Origin of the sequence: Methylocella silvestris, from assembly GCF_002891535.1 — a bacterium.
Lineage (GTDB): Bacteria > Pseudomonadota > Alphaproteobacteria > Rhizobiales > Beijerinckiaceae > Methylocapsa > Methylocapsa silvestris_A.
In genome coordinates this window covers 131705-152221 of record NZ_PDZR01000006.1, presented here as the reverse complement: position 1 = coordinate 152221, position 20517 = coordinate 131705, and the positions used below count along the sequence as shown (strand labels likewise).

Annotated in this window: 19 protein-coding genes; 11 read left to right on the top strand and 8 right to left on the bottom strand. The window is 63.9% G+C overall.

The window, feature by feature from the left end; genetic code table 11:
- Positions 1 to 258: 258 nt before the first annotated feature.
- Entirely contained in the window at positions 259 to 1518 is a 1260-nt protein-coding gene (locus CR492_RS07955; protein ID WP_180982465.1) for an acyltransferase family protein, read from the bottom strand.
- A 229-nt stretch (positions 1519 to 1747) separates the two neighbouring features.
- Here CR492_RS07955 and CR492_RS07950 point away from each other — a divergent pair, with 229 nt between their 5' ends.
- The 4 genes from CR492_RS07950 to CR492_RS07935 all read left to right on the top strand — a co-directional run bounded on the left by CR492_RS07950 (position 1748) and on the right by CR492_RS07935 (position 7587).
- Positions 1748 to 2152, top strand: a complete 405-nt coding sequence (locus CR492_RS07950; protein WP_102843205.1) for a COG4315 family predicted lipoprotein — start codon at positions 1748 to 1750, stop codon at positions 2150 to 2152.
- 163 nt (positions 2153 to 2315) lie between these two features.
- Positions 2316 to 3452: a thiolase family protein gene (locus tag CR492_RS07945; protein WP_102843204.1), complete on the top strand. Its 1137-nt coding sequence runs from the start codon at positions 2316 to 2318 to the stop codon at positions 3450 to 3452.
- A complete protein-coding gene (locus CR492_RS07940) occupies positions 3452 to 5773 on the top strand; it encodes a 3-hydroxyacyl-CoA dehydrogenase/enoyl-CoA hydratase family protein (RefSeq protein WP_102843203.1) in 2322 nt (773 codons plus the stop codon). Before CR492_RS07945 ends, CR492_RS07940 begins: the two co-directional genes overlap by 1 nt.
- Before the next feature lie 29 nt (positions 5774 to 5802).
- Entirely contained in the window at positions 5803 to 7587 is a 1785-nt protein-coding gene (locus tag CR492_RS07935) for an acyl-CoA dehydrogenase C-terminal domain-containing protein (protein WP_102843202.1), read from the top strand.
- 18 nt (positions 7588 to 7605) lie between these two features.
- On the opposite strand, the gene CR492_RS07930 is transcribed toward CR492_RS07935, so the two are convergent.
- Positions 7606 to 8220: a glutathione S-transferase family protein gene (locus tag CR492_RS07930; RefSeq protein ID WP_102843201.1), complete on the bottom strand. Its 615-nt coding sequence runs from the start codon at positions 8218 to 8220 to the stop codon at positions 7606 to 7608.
- 192 nt (positions 8221 to 8412) lie between these two features.
- Between CR492_RS07930 and pqqC the strand changes: the two genes are divergently transcribed.
- The 5 genes from pqqC to CR492_RS07900 all read left to right on the top strand — a co-directional run bounded on the left by pqqC (position 8413) and on the right by CR492_RS07900 (position 14931).
- Complete coding sequence (gene pqqC, locus CR492_RS07925) at positions 8413 to 9171, top strand: pyrroloquinoline-quinone synthase PqqC (protein WP_102843200.1); 759 nt, start codon at positions 8413 to 8415, stop codon at positions 9169 to 9171.
- A 261-nt stretch (positions 9172 to 9432) separates the two neighbouring features.
- The gene (locus CR492_RS07915) at positions 9433 to 9777 is read left to right on the top strand and encodes a (2Fe-2S) ferredoxin domain-containing protein (protein WP_102843234.1); all 345 of its coding nucleotides are present in this window, start codon (positions 9433 to 9435) and stop codon (positions 9775 to 9777) included.
- 23 nt (positions 9778 to 9800) lie between these two features.
- Positions 9801 to 11366 carry a flavin monoamine oxidase family protein gene (locus tag CR492_RS07910; RefSeq protein WP_102843198.1) on the top strand — a complete coding sequence of 522 codons (1566 nt, stop codon included), beginning with the start codon at positions 9801 to 9803 and terminating at the stop codon, positions 11364 to 11366.
- 66 nt (positions 11367 to 11432) lie between these two features.
- Positions 11433 to 14096 carry a DNA ligase D gene (gene ligD / locus CR492_RS07905; protein WP_102843197.1) on the top strand — a complete coding sequence of 888 codons (2664 nt, stop codon included), beginning with the start codon at positions 11433 to 11435 and terminating at the stop codon, positions 14094 to 14096.
- A gap of 19 nt (positions 14097 to 14115) precedes the next feature.
- Entirely contained in the window at positions 14116 to 14931 is an 816-nt protein-coding gene (locus tag CR492_RS07900; RefSeq protein WP_102843196.1) for a Ku protein, read from the top strand.
- A gap of 13 nt (positions 14932 to 14944) precedes the next feature.
- Here CR492_RS07900 and CR492_RS07895 read toward each other — a convergent pair whose 3' ends face one another.
- From CR492_RS07895 to CR492_RS07885, 3 genes are all read right to left on the bottom strand, one after another.
- Complete coding sequence (locus CR492_RS07895; RefSeq protein ID WP_102843195.1) at positions 14945 to 15799, bottom strand: Ku protein; 855 nt, start codon at positions 15797 to 15799, stop codon at positions 14945 to 14947.
- 54 nt (positions 15800 to 15853) lie between these two features.
- A complete protein-coding gene (locus CR492_RS07890) occupies positions 15854 to 17113 on the bottom strand; it encodes a DUF763 domain-containing protein (protein ID WP_102843194.1) in 1260 nt (419 codons plus the stop codon).
- Between the two features lie 102 nt (positions 17114 to 17215).
- Positions 17216 to 17728: a hypothetical protein gene (locus CR492_RS07885; protein WP_102843193.1), complete on the bottom strand. Its 513-nt coding sequence runs from the start codon at positions 17726 to 17728 to the stop codon at positions 17216 to 17218.
- A gap of 183 nt (positions 17729 to 17911) precedes the next feature.
- Between CR492_RS07885 and CR492_RS20740 the strand changes: the two genes are divergently transcribed.
- Positions 17912 to 18082 (top strand): hypothetical protein, encoded by a 171-nt coding sequence (locus CR492_RS20740; protein WP_180982472.1) that lies wholly within the window; start codon positions 17912 to 17914, stop codon positions 18080 to 18082.
- A 21-nt stretch (positions 18083 to 18103) separates the two neighbouring features.
- Here the strand turns inward: CR492_RS20740 and CR492_RS07880 are convergent, their stop codons facing one another.
- On the bottom strand, positions 18104 to 18592 hold the full coding sequence (locus tag CR492_RS07880; protein WP_102843192.1) for a molybdopterin-dependent oxidoreductase: 489 nt from the start codon (positions 18590 to 18592) through the stop codon (positions 18104 to 18106).
- A 140-nt stretch (positions 18593 to 18732) separates the two neighbouring features.
- Between CR492_RS07880 and CR492_RS07875 the strand changes: the two genes are divergently transcribed.
- Positions 18733 to 19128, top strand: a complete 396-nt coding sequence (locus CR492_RS07875; RefSeq protein WP_102843191.1) for a hypothetical protein — start codon at positions 18733 to 18735, stop codon at positions 19126 to 19128.
- 39 nt (positions 19129 to 19167) lie between these two features.
- Here CR492_RS07875 and cutA read toward each other — a convergent pair whose 3' ends face one another.
- Positions 19168 to 19476, bottom strand: coding sequence for a divalent-cation tolerance protein CutA (gene cutA / locus CR492_RS07870; protein WP_102843190.1), 309 nt, complete (start codon positions 19474 to 19476; stop codon positions 19168 to 19170).
- A gap of 53 nt (positions 19477 to 19529) precedes the next feature.
- The gene (locus tag CR492_RS07865) at positions 19530 to 20507 is read right to left on the bottom strand and encodes an HpcH/HpaI aldolase/citrate lyase family protein (protein WP_102843189.1); all 978 of its coding nucleotides are present in this window, start codon (positions 20505 to 20507) and stop codon (positions 19530 to 19532) included.
- Between the last annotated feature and the right edge of the window lie 10 nt (positions 20508 to 20517).

The window sequence follows — 20517 nt, the reverse complement described above, 5'->3', positions numbered from 1 at the left end:
ACGAACCTTATAGCCGCGCCGAGTGCGTTGCAGGCGGCGATCAGATCACAACGTCCTTTCCCTTCTCTGAGGTGGGCCTGCCGCGGCGCTGGCGTAGATCCCGGGACGTCCTCTGCATCGGTGAGACTTCGGACTGCGAACGACCTCAATGCCATTTTCGCCAAGGTCTGGCTGGTTTTCCATTAGCACTCACGCATTCCGCGTCGGGCGGACGTCGCCGTGGCTCGCCCTCCGAATACATGAATACATAACGCCGTTTCAGTCCGCGGACGCTTCCCTGCCCGCGGCGCGGCTTTTGTGAATCCTTTCCTCGAGCGTTGCCGAGGAGGCGGCGGGCGCCTTTTGCGGCTGCGCGTTCTTTGTTTCGTCGCGCGCGGCGGCCTCAGCGCCCGCCAAACCGCGATTGCGGCGGCTCCATCCGGAGAAATCGATCCTGTCCACCCACCGTCGCGCTGGGGTCTCAATGTAGAAAAACGACAGATAGCCCACGACGCCGATTGCGACATAGCTGACGATCGCGAGAAAGATTGTAGCCGCCTGGCGGCCATGCAGGAACTTATCACCGATCGCGTTTATGAGCACGAGGATGATGATCGAATGCCACATGTAGATGGAATAGGTGAGTTGGCCGAGGGGCGCGCAGCGGCGCACCGCGGGCGAAACCGCCCCTTGCAGATCGGCCGCGATCGCTGCCACTGCGACAATATAGACGATGACGAGGGTGACAAGCTCCGGCGCGCCGTTCATCATCGCGACGAATGAGCACAGCGTTGCGCCGATGAGGATCAGGCGGGGCGCTGGCACACACGCGATGAGCGCGCGATTGTAATAAAGCGCGGCGCCAATGGCGAAGGACGGCGCTGCGCGGAGCACGGCGGGAATCTCCGTCCATGTCGCGCCATAAAGGCTCCAGTGATAGTCCGATAGATTCACTGTCATCAGCGCGGCGAGCGCCGCCACGCCGGCGGCGAGAAGGAGAAGCCCGCCGCGGGCGCCCAGGAGCGCGACCAGCGGGAAAGCGAGATACATCACCATTTCTGCGCTGATCGACCAGGAGACGCCGTTGAATGTGAGGCCATTGCCGCAAGGGAGATAAGCGTGCATGAGGAGCGCTGTCTCGGCGATGCATTCGGGCGCGAAGGAGGGCGTATGACTGCCGGCAGCCCCGACGGTCCTGAAGAGCGACCAGATCGCGATAGCGACCGCAAGTGTCAGCCAGTGCAGGGGAACGAGGCGTCCGATCCGGCGCTGAATGAAAGTGGCGTAGTCGCCGAACGTGCCCGTGCGGTCATGGTAGACAAAGGCGATGACATAGCCTGAAATAATGAAGAAGAGATCGACGAACAGCGCAAGCCCGGCTGTTCTTTCCATCTGCGCCGCGCGTTCGGCGAGGGGAACGAAGAATTCATGAGAATGGTGGAATACGATCCCCACCGAAGCGATGAAGCGCATAAGGTCGAGATGAAGCAACTCGCCCGAGGCGGCCCGCAGCCGCGGCAAACGCTCCATAAATCCCATGTCTTGACCTTCGCATTCGAACCGGCGCGCCTTTGTCATATGGCGACTGTGGAAACCGCACAAGCTGCATGTCTGGCGCTGTCTCAATACGCACATGCTGATAAGGCCCGCCGGTTGCGGACGAGGAGGGATTGTCAAAAAGATGTGGGATGATGGGCTTTGGGAAAGGTGGAAAGGTCCCCGCCAAGCGTTTAGCAAAGCCTCGAAGCAACGGAATGGTGGATTGCTCATGACAAGGACCACGCTGTCGAACCGTCTTACGCGCGTCGTCTGCGGCGCGACGCTCGCGCTGGCGGCTTCCGGCGCTTTGGCCGAAGCTGGCCCGCCGGCCGCGACTGGGCGGACCTCCAAGGGACCGACGCTCGTCGATGCGCGGGGCATGAGCCTTTATACTTTCGACAAGGACGCAGGTGGAAAATCGGCCTGCAATGATGGCTGCGCGGCGCTCTGGCCGCCGCTTCCTGCGACTGCGGGCGCGACCCCCCGTGGCGACTGGACGATCATTTCGCGCGACGACGGGTCAAGGCAATGGGCTTATAAGGGCAAGCCGCTCTACGCATTCACACAGGACGCCAAGGCTGGCGACGTTGTGGGCGACGGCTATAAATCGGTCTGGCATATCGCCAAGCCGTAGTCAGCGGCGTCGGCTCCCCCGGCTTTCGCGCGAGACGGGTTTCCGCGGCTCGCGAGACGGCGCTCGGCTTGCGGGGGATCGGAATAATCGGCTCGTCTTGATAGCTTGTCGGCGGATCAAGGTCTAAATTCGCGGCGAAAGCCGTTAAAAAGGAGAGGCGTCCATGACCAGTGTCGTTATCGCCGGATATGCGCGCTCGCCCTTTACGCCGGCCAAGCGCGGCGAACTGGCTGCCGTACGGCCGGATGAATTTGCCGCGCAGCTTGTCCGCGCGCTGGTCGAAAAATCCGGCGCGCCGCCCGAGGAATTCGAGGATCTGCTGCTTGGCTGCGCGTTTCCGGAAGGCGAGCAGGGGCTGAATCTCGCCCGAATGGTCAGCCTTATCGCCGGCCTGCCGAAATCGATTGGCGCCGCCACCATCAACCGCTTTTGCGGATCGTCGATGACCGCCGCGCACATTGCGGCCGGCGCGATCGCCATGGGCGCCGGAGACATCTTCATCGCCGCCGGCGTCGAGAGCATGAGCCGGGTGCCGATGATGGGCTTCAACCCGCTGCCGCATCCGCTCTTCGCCGACCGGGAGCCCGGCGCCTATATCGGCATGGGCGACACCGCCGAGAACGTTGCGGCAAAATGGAAGATCGGCCGCCGCGAGCAGGAGGAATTCGCGTTGCGCTCGCAGCAGCGCGCCGCCGCCGCGCAGGCGTCGGGCAAATTCGCCGACGAGATCGTCGCGATCAAGACGCCAAAAGGCGCTGTGGCGGCGGACGGCTGCATTCGCGCGGACACCACCCTCGAAGGCCTCGCTGAACTGAAGCCCGCCTTCAACGCCAACGGGGTCGTCACCGCGGGGACATCCTCGCCGCTGACGGACGGAGCCGCCGCCCTTATCATCGCCTCGGAAGATTATGCGAGACGGCGCGGCCTCGACATTCTGGCGCGCATAAAATCCGTCGCGGTCGCCGGCTGCAATCCCGAGATCATGGGGATCGGCCCCGTGGCGGCGTCGCGCAAGGCGCTGCAGCGCGCCGGCCTCACGGCGGCCGATCTCGACGTGATCGAACTGAACGAGGCTTTCGCGGCGCAGGCGATCGCCTGCATCCGCGAGCTTGCGCTGCCCTTGGACGCCGTCAACATTGATGGCGGCGCCATCGCGCTCGGCCATCCGCTCGGCGCCACAGGCGCGCGCATCCTCGGCAAGGCGGCCTCGCTCTTGAAGCGCGAGAAGGGCAAATATGCGCTCGCCACGCAATGCATCGGCGGCGGCCAGGGCATCGCCACCATTCTTGAGGCAGTCTGATGAGCGACATCAGAAAGGTCGGCGTCATTGGCGCGGGCGTGATGGGCGCCGGCATCGCTGCCCATGTCGCGAACGCCGGCGTTCCCGTGCTGCTGCTTGATATCCCGGCGAAGCAAGGGCCGCGCAGCGCCATCGCGCAGGAGGCTGTGACGCGGCTGCTCAAGACCGATCCCGCGTCTTTCATGAGCAAGTCCGCCGCCAAGTTCGTCAGTATCGGCAATACCGAAGACGATATCGGACTGTTGTCGGAGTGCGACTGGATTATCGAAGCCATCGTCGAGCGCCTCTACGTGAAGCAGGATCTTTACCGCCGGCTTGAAGAGGTCAGAAAGCGCGGCTCCGTCGTCTCATCCAACACTTCGACGATTGAGCTCGCCGATTTGACGAAGGGATTGCCGGAGCGCTTTGCCGAAGATTTCTTAATCACGCATTTCTTCAATCCGCCGCGCTACATGCGGCTGCTCGAAATCGTCGCCGGGCCGCAGACGCGCCCTGACGCGCTCGCCGCGATTTCGCGCTTTGCCGATATCTCTTTGGGCAAGACGCTCGTCCTCTGCAAGGACCGGCCGGGCTTCATCGCCAATCGTCTTGGCGCCTATTGGCTGCAGACGGCGGTGACGGAAGCGATCGATGCGGGGCTCGATATCGAGGACGTCGACGCGATCCTTGGCAAGCCGATGGGCGTTCCAAAAACAGGCGTGTTCGGCCTCATCGATTTGGTCGGCCTCGATCTGATGCCGCATGTCGCAGCAAGCCTTGCCGCCGCGCTGCCGCAGACCGACCCGTTCCACGCCGCCAACAGGCCGGTTCCGCTGGTTGGCCGGCTGATCGCCGAAGGCTACACCGGCCGCAAGGGCAAGGGCGGCTTCTATCGCCTGAACCGCGAGGGTGGCGAGAAAATCAAGGAGGCGCTCGACCTGCGCAGCGGCGTCTACCGTCCGAGCCGCAAGGCCGAGGTCGAGGCGATAAGCGCTGGTGGCGGCAAGCTCAAGCCGTTGCTCGAACATAACAGCGTCCATGGGCGCTACGCCTGGCGCGTGATCGGCGCGACGCTGAGCTACGCGGCCGCGCTCGTCGGCGATGCGGCTGATGACGTCGCGGCGATCGATGAGGCGATGCGGCTCGGTTATAATTGGCGCTTTGGACCGTTGGAGCTCATCGACCAGCTTGGCGCCGGCTGGTTTGCCGCAAAGCTCGAAAGCAGCGGCCTTCCTGTTCCCGAAATTCTACGCGGGGCGGGGGGGCGCCCGTTCTACCGCGTCGAGCACAGCCGTCGTCAGCGGCTGGGCATTGACGGCGCCTATCGCGATCTTGCGCGCCCGGACGGCGTGTTGATGCTGGCCGACCTGAAGCTCGGCCGGGAGCCTGTGATCAAGAATGGCTCTGCGGCGCTGTGGGACATTGGCGACGGCGTCGCCTGTTTCGAGTTCACGAGCAAAATGAATTCGCTCGACCCCGACACGCTCGATCTGTTGATGCGTTCGGTCCATGAGGTCGCCAGGAATTTCAAGGCGCTGGTGATCTACAATGAGGGTCAGAATTTTTCGGTCGGCGCCAATCTCGGCCTTGCATTGTTTGCCGCCAATATTGCGATGTGGCCGGAAATCGAAAACCTTGTGAATCAGGGGCAGACCGTCTACCGCATGTTGAAATATGCGCCTTTCCCGGTGGTCGGCGCGCCCTCCGGCATGGCGCTTGGCGGGGGCTGCGAGATGTTGCTTCATTGCGACGCCGTACAGGCCCATGCGGAAACCTATGTCGGCCTCGTCGAGGTCGGCGTCGGGCTCATTCCCGGCTGGGGCGGATGCAAGGAAATGCTGCAGCGCTGGGCGAGCCTCGGACGCCTTGCCAAAGGCCCGATGCCGCCAATCGCCAAAGTGTTCGAGATTGTCGGCACGGCGACCGTCGCCAAGTCGGCGGCGGAAGCCAGGGAGCTGTTGTTTCTGCGGCCCGGCGATGGAATCACCATGAACCGCGACCGGCTGCTTGCCGACGCAAAGGCGAAGGCCCTGGCGCTTGTCGAGAATTACGCGCCGCCGAAGCCGATCGTCCTCAACCTGCCGGGACCCAGCGCCGCGACCGTGCTTAAAATGGCGGCTGAGAGCTTCTTCCGCACAGGCAAGGCGACCGCGCATGATCTTGTCGTCTCGGCTGCGCTGGCGCGCGTGTTGTCCGGCGGCGACACGGACGTCATGCTTGACAGCGACGAGGACCGATTGTTGCGGCTCGAACGCGAATCCTTCATGCGGCTCGTGCGTGACCCAGCCAGTCTCGCCCGGGTCGAGCATATGCTGGAGACAGGCAAGCCCCTGCGCAATTAGGCGCTTAATCGAACGGGAGCGGTCACATCATGATGAGCTACAAGGCTCCGTTGCGCGACATGCGCTTCGTGCTGTTCGAGCTGATGGGCGCCGGCGAACTGGCGTCCTTGCCGGGCTATGAGGATTTCACGCGCGACCTGATCGACCCTGTTCTCGAACAGGGCGCGAAAATCTGCGAGGAGGTGCTTTTTCCGCTGAACCGATCGGGGGATGAGGAGGGCTGCACGCTCGAAAACGGGCTCGTGCGCACGCCGAAGGGATTTCAGGAAGCCTATCGGATCTATTGTGAGGGTGGCTGGCCTTCCCTCGCCTGCGATCCGGAATTTGGCGGGCAGGGCGCGCCTCATATGCTGGGGGTGATGATCGAGGAGATGATGTGCTCGGCCAATCTCTCCTTTGGCCTCTATCCCGGCCTGACGCAGGGCGCCTATGTCTGTCTCAGCGGCTATGGCTCCGATGAGCTGAAACGAATCTATCTGCCGAAAATGGTCGAGGGCGTATGGTCTGGAACCATGTGCCTCACCGAGCCGCATTGTGGCACTGATCTCGGTTTGCTGCGCACGCGCGCCAAGCCGCAGGCGGACGGAAGCTACAGGCTCTCGGGGTCGAAAATGTTCATCTCGGCGGGCGAGCACGATCTGACCGAGAACATCGTCCATCTCGTGCTCGCGCGGCTGCCGGATGCGCCGAAAGGGGTCAAGGGCATCAGCCTGTTCCTCTGCCCGAAATATCTCGTCCATGAGGACGGATCGCTCGGGGCCCGCAATGGCGTTTCCTGCGGCTCGATCGAGCATAAGATGGGGATCAAGGCGTCGGCCACCTGCGTCATGAACTTCGACGAGGCGACGGCTTTTCTCATCGGCGAGCCGCACAAAGGCCTGCGCGCCATGTTCGCCATGATGAACGCCGAGCGTCTTGCCGTCGGCGTGCAGGGCTTGGGAGTCGCCGAGGCCGCCTATCAGGGCGCTGCGGCCTACGCCCGCGAGCGGCTACAGGGCCGTTCGCTCTCCGGCGCCAAACACCCCGAAAAACCCGCCGATCCGATCATTGTTCATCCGGATGTGCGCCGCATGCTGCTGACGCAGCGCGCCTATGCGGAGGGGTGCCGCGCTCTTGCCGCTCTCGCAGCGAAACAGCTCGATCTCGGCCGCCATTCCGATCCGGCCGTGCGCCGGGACGCCGAGGATTTCGTCGCGCTGGTGACGCCGATCGTCAAGGCGCTGCTGACGGATCTTGGGACAGAATGCGCCAATCTCGGCATGCAGATCATGGGCGGCCATGGCTATATCCGCGAGAACGGCATGGAGCAATATGTACGCGACGCCCGCATCGCGCAGATTTATGAGGGAACCAACGGCGTCCAGGCGCTCGATCTCGTAGGCCGCAAGCTGCCGGCTCATGCCGGACGGCTGTTGCGCGCGTTCTTCCATCCCGTGTCGGCCTATATCGAGGCGAAGGCGGGCGACAAGGAACTCGCCGAATTCGTGCAGCCGCTCGCCAAATCCTTCCAGCGGCTGCAGCAGGCCACAGCGCAGGTCGCCCGCGCCGGCATGCGCGATCCCGACGAGGCAGGCGCCGCGGCCAGCGAATATCTGCGGCTGTTCGGACTGACGGCGCTCGCCTATCTCTGGACGCGAATGGCCGAAGTCAGTCTCGCCGCGAGGCAGACCGGCGAAGACGAAAAATTCTACGCTGCCAAGATCGCCACGGGGCGCTTCTACATGCAGCGCGTGCTGCCACAGACGAGCGGACTTTTCTCGTCGATCATGGCCGGCGGCAGGACGATGATGGCTTTCGACGAAGCGGCGTTCTAGCGCTCTCTTGCGGGCGAGCTACCGGTAGCCTTCCTCGGCCAGAACCTGCCGCACGGCCGGACGCGAACGCATCAGCTTGTAATGGGCGAGGCAATTGTCGGGCAGCGGAATATTGGTCTTGTCGGCCCAGAATTCGACATAGAACAAAGCGGCGTCGGCGATTGAAAAATCACCGGCGACATAGGCCTTGCCGGACAACTCGCCGTTCACCGTCTCCAGCGCTTTGAGGACGATGTCGCGGCCTTCGCTCTTGACGGCTTCGACGCCTTTTCGCGCCGAGACATAGTTTTCCGGCGTGAAGACGCGGCGAAACCCCTCGCCGTGAATATGCCGTGTGCAAAAGTTCAGCGTCTCGAGCGCGAACTGCGCCGCCTGATCGTCCTGCGGCATCAGGCGTCGCCTCGGATAGGTTTTGGCGAGCCACACCGCGATCGAGTTGAAGTCCGTCAGCGTCGCTCCGTCATCGCACACCAGCGTCGGAATGGTCCCATTGGGATTGATGGCGAGATAGTCGGGCTTCAGATGATCGCCCTTGACCAGATTGACGATATAGGCCTCGAAGACGAGACCTGCCTCCTCAAGCAGGATGTGAATGCCGGTCGAGCAGGATCCGGGCGTCATATAGAACTTCATAAAGCGCGCCTTTTGCGGTGATGCCCGAGATGTTCGCGGTAAAGCCCCGGCGTTCGCAATTCGGGCGCCATCCCGCCCGACCTTGTTCGGCGTCAATCCTTGAAAGCGCGGAAGACGCTAGGTTTGCGGCCAGTGGCGGAGCCCGTTCGCGCGGACAGAACGGCCGGACTGCCGCGGCAGAGGAGGATATTTATGAATGAGATGAGCCCGGTGCGGCCGAACGACACGGAATTATGGTCGCCTGAAAAATTCGAGGCGGAGATCCGCGCCGTCGGCGCCGAGCGCTATCATGACAAGCATGCGTTCCATAAGCTTCTGCACGGCGGAAAGCTGAACAAGGGTCAGGTGCAGGCTTGGGCGCTCAATCGCTATTGCTATCAGGAGGCGGTTCCGCGCAAGGATGCAGCCCTGATCAGCCGCACGCATGACCGCGCGTTGCGGCGCGAATGGGTCCGCCGCATCCACGATCATGACGGCTTCGGCGACGAGCCGGGCGGCCTCGAACGCTGGCTCATTTTGACCGATGGGCTCGGCCTTGATCGCGACTATGTCGTCTCGCGCCAGGGCGCCCTGCCGGCGACGCGGCATATCGTTGAATCCTATGTGCGTTTCGTGCGCGAGGAGCCGCTTGTCGTCGCCGTCGCCTCTTCGCTGACGGAGCTGTTCGCGCCGTCGATTCATCGTGAGCGCATCGCCGGCATGCTGGAAAATTATGATTTCATTGGCGACGACGTGATGGCCTATTTCAAGCGGCGTCTGACGCAGGCGCCGCGCGACGCCGATTTCGCGCTCGGCTACGTCAAGGAGAGGGCGAGGACGCGCGCCGAGCAGGAGGCCTGCGTCGGCGCGGTGCGCTTCAAATGCGACGTGCTCTGGGCGCAGCTTGACGCGCTCCACCATGCTTATGTGGTTCCGGGGCTGATACCGCCAGGGGCCTTTGTTCCGGGCTAGAAGCGGCTTTGGTCTGGGGGCGCGGCAGTGCGGCCGCGCCCTTATGGCGCTTTCCCGACAAAACTGTCCGCTTTCGCCGCCGCCGCGGGGCGCAGGCTCCCGGCCGGACTGCGCCGCGAAAAGGCGTTCAAAAGCAGTTCCCCCGAAGGGAGCGGCGATCGTCCTGCGCCATTCGGGCCGCGGCGCAAAATGCCGCGTGCGCTGCGGCACGCAAATTGAATTGTTCTAAATCAATCGATCCCGATGTTTTGGAACTTTTGGATGTCCTCAGTCGCTGAACTCGATCTGCCCGTCGTCTTCAAATATCACGTCATCGCCTGCTTCACGAAGCGCCCGCCGGGGCATCCGCGCGGAAGCTGCATGGAGAATGGCGCGCAGCCGCTTTGGGAGCACTTGCAGAAAAAGGTGGAGGCGCAGCGCCTGACCGATGTCTGCGTGACAGCGTCCGGCTGCCTCAGCTTCTGCCGCGCCGGTCCCTTGATGGTCGTTTATCCGGAGGGCGTCTGGTACCACCCGGAAACCATTGAAGACATCGACGAGATCGTCGACCGGCACTTTGGCGCGGGCGACCCGGTCGAGCGCCTCATCATCGTCCCGAAGGTCTAGACTCCTGTTTTGAGAGACTCGCCATGCTTGAGACGGCTATCATCGGCGGCGGATTATGCGGCCTCGCCCTCGCCGCCGAGCTGGAAGCGCTGGGGCGCGACTATTGCGTGTTCGAGGCGCGCGCGCGCCTTGGCGGCCGCGTTCTTTCGGAGCCGTCCGAAAAAGCCGCGATGCGCGTCGATCTCGGCCCGACATGGTTTTGGCCGGAAACCCAGCCGCGCATCGCAAAACTCGTCGCTGATCTTGGCCTTGCCCATTTTCCCCAGCATGATGAAGGCGCTGTCCTGCGGCTGCTCGACTTCGACAAGCGGGCCGAACGGTCGGATGGAGAGAGCGTCCACGCCGGGGCGCGGCGCATTGTCGGCGGAACGGCGTCTCTCATCGAGGCGCTCGCCGCAAAAATTCCGGCGGACCGCATCCGGCACGCCCATGTCGTCGTCGCGATCAAGGATTGTGGCGATCATATCAAGCTGACGCTTCGCACGGGCGAGGCGGAGACAATTGTCGAGGCGCGCCGCGTCGTGCTCGCGCTGCCGCCGCGCCTCGTCGAACAGAGCATCGGTTTTGAGCCGGCGCTCGACGATCATCTCACCGAGGCGCTGCGCGAAACCGCGACCTGGATGGCGGCCGAGGCCAAGGCGGTGACGGCGTATGATCGGCCGCTCTGGCGCGAGGCCGCCGCGTCGGGCAACGCCTATGTCACGCATCAGGACGCCGTGTTCTATGAGATTTTCGACGCCTGCGACGCCGCGGGGACGGGCGCCGCGCTTGGCGCTTTCCTGGCTTTGACGCCGGCTTTAAGGGAATCCTTCGCGGTCGGCCTGCCCATGCTGATGGGCAATCAGATCGGGCAAATTTTTGGGCCCGAGCTCGAACAGGGCGAGTTGCATTTTCAGGATTGGGCCGCCGAGCCGTTCACCTGCGCCGCGCGCGATCTCGCCCCCATGGCGGAGCGCCCGCTCTATGACAATCCCTATCTGCGTCAGGCTGCCTGGGGCGGCAGGCTGCTGTTCGGCGGCTCGGAAACGGCCGGAGCGGCGGGCGGCTATATGGAGGGCGCGATAGAGGCGGCTCAGCGCCTTTTGCGCGACATCACGCGCTTTGCGCCTGCGAAGGAGAAAGGCATGGCAAACGAAGTCGCGCTCGCCGCTTTCGGGCAATGGACCGCCGAGCGCCAATCGCAAATACTCGCAGCCTACCGCACCCATCTCAATCGCCTGCTCGCAAGCTCCGACAAGGAGATCGTCACGCAGCGCGCTATGCTCGCGACGATGGAAGAGGTTTTCGCTGACGCGCTCGCCAAACTGGGCGAGCTGCCGTTTGATATGGATGGCGTCGCCATCGCGGCCGGCCGCTCGGACCTCACGCCAAGAATCCTGCAAAATTTCGACGGCTTTCTGCAGAGCCTGCTCGACTGCGTCGTGAAGTTCAATCGAACCTCCTGCGCGCTGTCCAATTTTCCAGGCGAAGACAAGCTCGCGAAAGACTATGTGCAGGCGATCCTGCTCGATCTTGCGGCGGCGTGGCGGGAGTTCTGCCTCTCCGCCAACGCTATCTTCGTCGCCAAAACGCAGGCGGCCGCGGCCTAGCCCTTCGTTACTTTTCCGGCGCTCGCGCGTTTAGCGGCGAATGCGTCCAGCGCCGGAAAATGCAACGTGGCGGACACCAAGCTCAGTACCTATCGCGCCAAGCGCGACTTCGCCCGAACGGCGGAGCCAAGCGGAGCAGCCGAGATCTCCGCCGGGCCGCGTCGGCGCTTCGTCATCCAGAAACATGCCGCGACCCGGCTCCATTACGATCTTCGACTGGAGCTCGACGGCGTCTTCAAATCATGGGCCGTCACCAAAGGCCCCTCGCTCGATCCGCATGACAAGCGCCTTGCGGTCGAGGTCGAGGACCATCCGCTCGACTATGGCGATTTCGAAGGCGTGATCCCCAAAGGCCAATATGGCGGCGGCACGGTGCAGCTGTGGGATCGGGGCTTCTGGGCGCCGGAGGGCGACAAGACGCCGGAACAGGCGCTGGCCGACGGCGATCTCAAATTCACGCTCGACGGCCAAAGGCTGCATGGCAGTTGGGTGCTCGTGCGCATGAAGGCCGACCGCACGGGCGGCAAACGAACCAATTGGCTGCTCATCAAACATCGCGACGATGACGCGCGCGATGGCGACGCCGACGCTCTGCTCGCGGAGGACCGCTCCGTCGCCTCCGGCCGCGCAATGGCCGCGATCGCGGCCGGCAAGGGCAAGGGGCCAAAGCCTTTCATGCTCGCCGGCGAGCAAGCCGCCGATCCGAAAGCTGTGTGGGATTCGCGTAAAGGGCTCGCCGCCGAGGCGCGCGCGGCGCCGAAGGCGGCTCGCCCGGCGCGAAAGAAATTGGCGCAAATGCCGGATTTCCTGCCGCCGCAGCTGTGCTTGCCGGTCGAGCGGCCGCCCTCGGGCGACGGCTGGGTTCACGAAATCAAATTCGACGGCTATCGCATGCAGCTTCGCGTCGCCGGCGGCAAAGCGACGCTGAAAACGCGCAAGGGGCTGGACTGGACCAATAAATTCGCCGCGATCGCGGCCGAGGCGGCGAATTTCCCCGACGCCATCGTCGATGGGGAGATCGTCGCGCTGGATGCCTCGGGCTCGCCCGATTTCGTTGCGCTGCAGGCGGCGCTTTCGGAGCAGGACACCGACGATCTGATTTTCTACGCCTTCGACCTGATGTTCCAGGGCGAGACGGATTTGCGGCTCGAACCGCTCGCCGAACGCAAACAGGCGTTGGCGCGCCTCATCGCCGGCGCGAGGCTTGGCCCGGGCGCGCTGATCCGCTTCGTCGAGCACTTCGAGACGGGCGGCGACGCGATTTTGCAATCCGCCTGCCGCCTCAATCTCGAGGGCATTGTTTCAAAGAAACGCGACGCGCCTTACCAGCCCGGCCGCTCCGACAGCTGGACCAAGGCCAAGTGCCGCGCCGGCCATGAGGTGGTGATCGGCGGATGGACGACGACGGACGGGAAATTCCGTTCCCTGCTGGCGGGCGTGCATCACGGCGAGAATTTTACCTACCTTGGCCGCATCGGAACGGGGTTTGGCGAAGCAAAAGTGCGTAGCCTGCTCCCCAAATTGAAGCAGCTCGCCGCCGAGGAGTCGCCCTTCACCGGGCCGAGCGCGCCACGCAAAACCGCCTCAATCCACTGGCTGAAGCCGGAGATTGTCGCCGAGATTGAATTTGCCGGTTTTACCGGCGCCGGCATGGTGCGGCAGGCGGCCTTCAAGGGGCTACGCGAGGACAAGCCCGCCGAAGAGGTCGAAGCCGAAACGCCGGCCCCGCCGAAGCAAGCTGCCGTTCCCGATCCGGCAGAGATTCGGGCGAGCGCGCGTTCGCCCTCGGAAAAACCCATGGCGACGGCCAACAGCAAGCCCATTGTCATGGGCGTCGCCATCTCCAACCCGGCGAAGAAGTTGTGGCCGGCTGACGGCGCCGAAGCGCCGGTCACGAAACTCGATCTGGCGCGCTATTACGAGGCGGCCGGCCCCTGGCTGATCGAGCATGTGCGCGGCAGGCCCTGTTCGCTCATCCGCGCTCCCGACGGGATCACGGGGCAGCAATTCTTTCAGCGCCACGCCATGGCCGGAGCCTCGAACCTGCTCGATCTTGTGACCGTGTCGGGCGATCGCGCGCCCTATCTGCAGATCGACCGGGTCGAGGGACTGGCGGCGGTGGCGCAAATCGCCGGGCTTGAGCTGCATCCGTGGAATTGCGCGCCGGGCCGGCCGGAGACGCCCGGGCGGCTCATATTCGATCTCGACCCCGGCCCGGACGTTTCCTTCGAGCAGGTGGTGGCCGCCGCTCTTGAGATGCGCGACAGACTCGACGCGCTTGGCCTCGTCAGTTTCTGCAAGACGACGGGCGGCAAGGGGCTGCATGTCGTCACGCCGCTGGCCGTCGCCAAGGGCTCCAAACTCACCTGGCCCGAGGCGAAAGGGTTCGCTCAGGAGGTCTGCCGGCGCATGGCCGCGGACAATTCGAACGCCTATCTCATCAACATGGCCAAAAAGCTTCGCGCGGGGCGTATTTTCCTCGACTATCTGCGCAATGACCGCATGTCGACGGCCGTCGCGCCGCTGTCGCCGCGCGCGCGTCCGGGCGCCACGGTTTCGATGCCGCTGAACTGGAGCGAGGCGACCAACAGCCTTGATCCGAAGGCCTTTACGGTCCGTACGTCCGTTGCGCTTCTCGACAAGAGCAATGCCTGGGCCGACTATGATTCCGGCGCGCGTCCGCTGGAGGCGGCGATCAAACGCCTCGGCCGCGCCAAGGCGGCCGCCTGATCCGCAAGAGAGGCAGCCGATGGCTCCGCGTTCATTCTGGAAAGGTTATCTGAAGCTCTCGCTGGTGACCTGTCCCGTGGTCATGGCGCCGGCGAAATCCGAAAAGGAAAAGCTGCGCTTTCACACGCTGAACCGGGCCACGGGCAACAGGGTGCAAAGCCGCTACATCGATGCGGTTTCGGGCAAGCCTGTAGATTCGGCCGATCAGGTCAAGGGTTTTCCGCGGGACGATGAGTCCTACGTCATGCTCGAAGACGAGGAGCTCGATTCCGTCGCGCTGGAGAGCGCGCGCACGATCGACATCGAGGTTTTCGCGCCGGCGGAGTCGATCGACTGGATCTGGTATGACGCGCCGCACTATCTGACCCCGGGCGACGAAGTTGGCGAGGAAGCTTTCGCCGTCATCCGCGAGGCGATGAAGGCGACCAAAATGGTCGGGATTTCACGCGTCGTGCTCTACCGCCGCGAACGCGCGGTGTTGCTGGAGCCGCGCGGCAAGGGCATCATCCTGTGGACGCTGCGCTATGGCGACGAGGTGCGCGATCCAAAACTCTATTTCGACGCCATCAAGGATCAAAAGCCAGCTCCCGAGCTGTTGTCTCTCGTCAACAGGCTGATCGAGGAGCGCGTCAAACCCTGGAGCCCGCAGATGGCCAGCGATCCCGTGCAGGATCGGCTGCGGGACATCATCGAGGCCAAGAAAAAACCGCCAGCGAAAAAGACCAAAGCCGCGGAAAAAACGGGGAAGGGCGGCGCGGAGAGCAACGTCATCGACATCATGGACGCCCTGCGCAAAAGCCTCGGGCCGGCGGTGAAAAAGCCTAAGGGGCGCTGAGCGGCCGACGCCGTCAGCTGGCCTTTTTCCGCGGCGCGCGGGCTCTTGCGTCGCTCGTCTTCGACGTCGATTTCGCTGTCGCTGTCGCCTTTTCGGCGCCTTTGGCGCTCTCCCTCAACGCGTCGAGCAGGCTCGTCACATTGGTCGCTGCGACGGGTTTCGGAGGCTCGATCTTGCGGCCTTCGAGCTTTGCCTTGACGAGAGCCGCGACCGCCGCCTCATAGCGGTCGTCGAACGTGCTGACGTCGAACTTGCCGGCCTTGGTCTTGATGATGTGCTTGGCGAGATCGAGCATCTCGCCCTCGATCTTGACGTCGCGCACATCGGCGAAGGCTTCGTCGGCGGAGCGGACTTCATAATCGAAGTTGAGGGTGCTCGCGATCAGTCCCGCGCCAGAGGGGCGAATGAGCAGCGAGCGCATTCTGCGAAACAGCATCGCGCGCGCGAGCGCCGCAACCTTGTTGGCGCGCATCCCTTCACGCAGCAGCGCGAAAGCCTCCTCGGTGGCCTGGTTGCTTGGCGCGAGATAATAGGGGCGATCGAAAAACACGTCATCGACTTTGTCGCAGGGGATGAAGGCCTGAACGTCGAGCGTCTTGTCGCTTTCGGGAAGGGCTGCGGCGATTTCGTCGGCCTCCAGCATGACATATTCGCCATGCCCGGTCTCATAGCCCTTGACTTGATCCTCCGGCGCCACCGGCTTCCCGGTTTCGGCGTCGATGAATTGCCTCTGGACGCGATGGCCGGTTGTGCGGTTCAGCGTGTGAAAGGCGATCCGCTCCGACGTCGAGGCAGCAGTGAATAGCGAAATCTGTGAGGTTAGTTCGGCGACCTTGAGGACGCCTTTCCAGTTCGCGCGCGGCGCCACAGCGGTTCTCCTTCATCGTGCAACGCCGCCGCCGCCTCGCCCGTTCCCCATTTCTCACGCGGCGGGAGCCTTGGCTTTCGTTCGAGCGGGGACAAAGTCGCCGGCGACGGTCCTGCCGCCGTAAGAGGGCGAGAGCCGCCTTTCTTCCGCAATAAACGCCTCAAAGGACGGTCCCGTCGCGGCCCGCTCGGCCAGCCGCGCCTGATCGTCAAGGCGTTTGAGGGCGTCAAGCTCCTCTGCGCGTCCGAGCCGGGCCTTGCAAACGGCGGATTTCATCACGCGGATCGTCTCGTCGTAGATTTTCAAGGGTACGGGGAAGGGATGCCCGTCCTTGCCGCCATGCGCGAGCGAGAACCGCGCTGGATCGCTGAAACGGCAGGGCGCGCCATGCACGACCTCGGCGACGAGCGCCAAAGCGCGCACCGTGCGCTCGCCAACGCCCGGCGTCATCAAGAGATCGGCGAAATCCTGCGGACCACGATCGGCTGCGGCGGCAAGGGCGCCGCGCAGCCGGCGGATCATCACGTCGCCGGGATAAACCTCATGGTGCGCCGGCATGACGAGAAAGGGGAGTTCAAGCTGCGGCTGCGGCGCCGGCGACGCGCGTTCTGCGAGCGCCCCGAATTTGCTGGCGATTCCATCCGGCCCGAGCGTTTGCAGCAAATCGAGTTGCCGTGCGCGTGAAAATTCCGCGCGATGATCGGTCAGGTTGATGATGTCGGCGCCCTTGCGTCCGTCGATCGCCGCATGGGGGTCGTCGACGAAGCTGCGCAGCCCCTCCGACAACCAATGATAGCGTCGCGCCTGCCGCAGCGCGCCGTTCATGCCCTGTTGCACGACGACCCAGCTGCCGTCATCGGCGACGATGAAGCTGTGCAGGTAAAGCGCGAAGCCGTCCTGCACGGCGGCGCTGTCGACCTTGGCGACGAGGCGGCTCGCGTCCGCCAGCGCCGCTCCGTCAAATCCGGCGGCTTCGCCGGCGCGCATCAGCTCGGTCGGCGTCTGGCGGGAGTGCTTGCCGCGCCCGCCGCAGATATGGATCCCAAGCTCGCGCGCCCGCGGCGCAAGGCCCCGCTTCAAGGCGCCGAGCACGCTTGTCGTGACGCCCGACGAATGCCAGTCCATTCCCATCACGGCTCCGAAGGACTGGAACCAGAAGGGATGCGAGAGCCGGCGCAGGAACTCGTCGCGGCCATAGTGCAGGATCACGGCCTCGCTGAGCGCCGCGCCAAGCAGCGTCATGCGATCCGCGAGCCAGGCTGGGACGCGGCCGGAATGGAGGGGCAGATCGGCGTTTCCGCTTCGGCGGGCCATCGATAAAAGATCCCGTTCGCCTGACGAAACGGGACTTTGAAGCAATGTCGTCCTCGCGTAAAGGCGCTGCGATTGGGGGAAATCTGCAACCAATGCCTTTGGCTACGGCCCCGCGCGCCAGGGCGTCTGCAGCGTGACGTCGGCGCCATAGGCTTCCGCCTCGAACGCCTTGCCGACCTCGATCGCGTTTCCTGAATCGTCGGTGGGGTCGGACAGCTTCTGCTTCCAGCGCGCCCAGTGGACAAGCTCATGCAGCACTGTCGATTCCCAGATGATCCAGCCGTTTCCCTGCTCGTATTTGTTGGCGACCTTGCCATGAATGAAGCAGGCCACGCTAGCGGAGGTATCCCCTGTGGTGCGCCCCATCGCGTGGCCGACCTTGGCGCTGTTGATCTGAACCAGCGGGCCCTTGCCCCAGGCGCAGGCCTCGGTGGCCCAGACCTCGTTGCCGCACCATTTGACGAAAATTTCCCAACGGTCCGGCGTTTTTGCCTTCATCGTCTGGGGACTGAGCCAATATTTGAGATATTGGCCGCAGCAGGGAAATTTACTGGCGTGATCGGCCGAGGATGCGGTGGGGCCCGCATCGCCGCTATCGAACTGCTCGAACTTCATGACGTGTCTCCGCAACAGGCGCGAGACGCAAAGTAGCGCTTCGCCGCGGGGCGCGGCGTGCCGCGGCGCACGACGGAAGGCTTTCACATGACCGCGGTGTTATGGGCTTTGATGGCGGGAACCCGATGCCGCGTCGTCTGTTGAGCGTGACGCATGCGACTGACGCTGCGAAGGGAGCAATCAATGACCATAAGAGAGGATCGGGGCAATCACAGCCCGGATACGCCGGAGGTGCTGACAACCACGGAAGCGCGGCAAGGCGCCTCGACGCATGTGACGCGCTACGTTCTAGGTTGGGGATTGTTCCTCGTCATCTGCGCATTCATGATCATTTATTTCGTGATGTATCGATAACGGCGCGGAAATCAAAGCGCTCTAATGCAGCCGTTCAAGCCTGATCTGCTTGACCATCCGCACCGAGCGGGCAGGGCGAAAATCGCCCTCCACAACCAGCCGGAACGGGCCCGTTTCCGGTCCGATCGGCGCGCCGTCCATGCGGTCGGCGAGGATCACGCGATCCTTGCGAATTGTGGCGTCGATTCCCGCGAGATCGAGCGCGACTTTGTAGCCGTCGCGGGCTTCAACGATGATGACGTCTGTCATCTCGGCGCCGTGAATGGCCTTGCCGCGCGGCGCCCCGACTCTAGCGAGAACATCCGTCAGCAGCGCGCCCTCAAAGACATGCGTCGCGTCATGCTGTTCGGCGCTGATTGTGATCCGAGGCAGCGCGTCCAGCTCGTCGAGGGTCACTGCGCCGCCTTGCCCGTTGAGCCCGGTCAGGCCGACGCTGGCGTTTGCCTCGTCCGCCCGCGAAGGGCTTGCTGTGAGCAGAGCGAGCGCTATCAGCGCGGCGGAAAATCGCATGCCTGTCCTCGTGACGGTTCAATACGCGGGTCAATCGCGGCGGATTGGGCGTCATTATATTGGCGGCGCGCCTCTCTTGTCACGCGCGGGCGCCCATGAGACGCTTGTCCTCTCCAGCCCGATTTTGGAGGGAGCGGCCGATGAAGCATCATCAACCCTATTTGTCCGCGCGCGCGCTCGGCGTCGAAGATTGGGAGAGGGAGGAGTTGATCGCCCTTGCCGCGAAACTGCTCAACGGGGACATCGCGCTCGATATGGCGCGGGCGTCTTCGGATTGCGGCTCGATCGGTTGCATCGGCGGCCATGTGGCGCTGGCGCACGGCGTATCCGTGCGCGGCGCCAGGCGCTATGTGCAGAGCCAGGCGCAAAGCGGCGGCCCGCTCGCGGCGCTATACTTCCCCGATTTGACCGCCAACCACAGCCATCCCGGCTGGCGCGCGAATGCTGCGCAAGCGGCGCGGGCGATCATCGATTTTCTGACCCTCGGCGCGCCCGATTGGGACGCCGCCATGGGCGCGCCGATTGTCGCGCGGTAATGATCCAGCATAGTGGCGGTTTCGGTCTGAGCGGCTCGCTCAGCCGGCCGGCGCGTCGCGGTCGAGCCAATCGAGAAAGGCCGCATTGACGGAGGAAGGCGCAAGCTCGACGACGCAATTGACGTAATCGACGACGCCGCCGACGATGGCCTCGATGGACGCGCGCCTGCCGTCCTGCGTCTTGATGAGAAGCACGACTTCCGGCTCCTCCTTGATCTCTTCGCCCCAGCGGTAGGCGCAGGTGATCGGAAACCAGTTGCAGCAAACGGCGATGCGTTGCTCCAGCGCGGCGCGGGCGATGCAGCGCGCTTCATCGATAGTGTTCAGCGTAACGTAGAAGATTTTCATTCTGGCACCCTGCGGCGGCGCAGCTGGACCACGCCGCCGTTGGCGACGTCAGATCAGGCGGCGATGCCGATCGAGCCGGCCTTGGCGAGCAGCGCCTCGGCCATGCGGATGCTGGCGATATCTATCAGGCGGCCGTCGAGCGACACCGCGCCCTTGCCGGCTTTCGCGGCGTCGTCCATCGCGGCCAGGATGCGGCGCGCTTTGGTGACTTCGGCGTCGGACGGCGTGAACACCTTGTTGGCGAGTTCGATCTGCGACGGGTGGATCGCCCATTTTCCTTCATAGCCGAGCACCGCGACGCGATTGGCGGCGGCGATGAAAGCGTCGGGATCGGAGAAATCGCCGAACGGGCCATCGATCGGGCGCAGGCCATAGGCGCGGCAGGCGACCATCATGCGGGTCTGAGCGGCATGCCATGGATCGCCCCAGAAATACTGGCGGTTTCCATTGGCGTCCTTGTCGGTCAAGACGCCATAGTCGGGGTTGACGCCGCCGATGACGGTGGTGCGCGCGCGCGTCGAGGCGGCGTAGTCGGCGACGCCGAAGGACATCGCCTCAAGCCGCCGGCTCGACTGCGCGATCGCCTCGACATTTGCCATGCCGAGAGCGGTCTCGATCAGCACCTCGAAGCCGATCTTTTTCGTGCGTTTCTTGGCGGCTTCGATCTGCGTCACAAGCATATCGATGGCGTAGACGTCAGCCGGCACGCCGACTTTCGGAATGAGGATCATGTCGAGGCGGGGACAGGCTTCGACGATGTCGACCACATCGCGATACATGTAGTGCGTGTCGAGACCGTTGATGCGCACCATCATGGTCTTCGCGCCCCAATTGATCTCATTGAGGCCCTGAATGATGTTCTTGCGCGCCTGCTCCTTGTCGTCGGGAGCCACCGCGTCCTCGACGTCGAGGAAGACGATGTCGGCGGCCGACGAGGCCGCCTTTTCGAACAAGCCGACATTCGAGCCGGGAACGGCGAGTTCGGAGCGGTGCAGTCGCGGCGTCGCCTGTTCTATGATCGTAAAGCTCATCCGGGGGTTC

Excerpts from the sequence above, each read along its gene's own strand:
- CR492_RS07910 (WP_102843198.1), top strand. The coding sequence starts at position 9,801 with ATGCTTGAGACGGCTATCATCGGCGGCGGATTATGCGGCCTCGCCCTC.
- CR492_RS07945 (WP_102843204.1), top strand. The coding sequence starts at position 2,316 with ATGACCAGTGTCGTTATCGCCGGATATGCGCGCTCGCCCTTTACGCCG.
- CR492_RS07930 (WP_102843201.1), bottom strand. The coding sequence starts at position 8,220 with ATGAAGTTCTATATGACGCCCGGATCCTGCTCGACCGGCATTCACATC.
- CR492_RS07915 (WP_102843234.1), top strand. The coding sequence starts at position 9,433 with ATGTCCTCAGTCGCTGAACTCGATCTGCCCGTCGTCTTCAAATATCAC.
- pqqC (WP_102843200.1), top strand. The coding sequence starts at position 8,413 with ATGAATGAGATGAGCCCGGTGCGGCCGAACGACACGGAATTATGGTCG.
- CR492_RS07890 (WP_102843194.1), bottom strand. The coding sequence starts at position 17,113 with ATGGCCCGCCGAAGCGGAAACGCCGATCTGCCCCTCCATTCCGGCCGC.
- cutA (WP_102843190.1), bottom strand. The coding sequence starts at position 19,476 with ATGAAAATCTTCTACGTTACGCTGAACACTATCGATGAAGCGCGCTGC.
- CR492_RS07900 (WP_102843196.1), top strand. The coding sequence starts at position 14,116 with ATGGCTCCGCGTTCATTCTGGAAAGGTTATCTGAAGCTCTCGCTGGTG.
- CR492_RS07885 (WP_102843193.1), bottom strand. The coding sequence starts at position 17,728 with ATGAAGTTCGAGCAGTTCGATAGCGGCGATGCGGGCCCCACCGCATCC.
- CR492_RS07940 (WP_102843203.1), top strand. The coding sequence starts at position 3,452 with ATGAGCGACATCAGAAAGGTCGGCGTCATTGGCGCGGGCGTGATGGGC.
- CR492_RS07875 (WP_102843191.1), top strand. The coding sequence starts at position 18,733 with ATGAAGCATCATCAACCCTATTTGTCCGCGCGCGCGCTCGGCGTCGAA.
- CR492_RS07955 (WP_180982465.1), bottom strand. The coding sequence starts at position 1,518 with ATGGGATTTATGGAGCGTTTGCCGCGGCTGCGGGCCGCCTCGGGCGAG.
- CR492_RS07935 (WP_102843202.1), top strand. The coding sequence starts at position 5,803 with ATGATGAGCTACAAGGCTCCGTTGCGCGACATGCGCTTCGTGCTGTTC.
- CR492_RS07880 (WP_102843192.1), bottom strand. The coding sequence starts at position 18,592 with ATGCGATTTTCCGCCGCGCTGATAGCGCTCGCTCTGCTCACAGCAAGC.
- CR492_RS07865 (WP_102843189.1), bottom strand. The coding sequence starts at position 20,507 with ATGAGCTTTACGATCATAGAACAGGCGACGCCGCGACTGCACCGCTCC.
- CR492_RS07950 (WP_102843205.1), top strand. The coding sequence starts at position 1,748 with ATGACAAGGACCACGCTGTCGAACCGTCTTACGCGCGTCGTCTGCGGC.
- CR492_RS20740 (WP_180982472.1), top strand. The coding sequence starts at position 17,912 with ATGACCATAAGAGAGGATCGGGGCAATCACAGCCCGGATACGCCGGAG.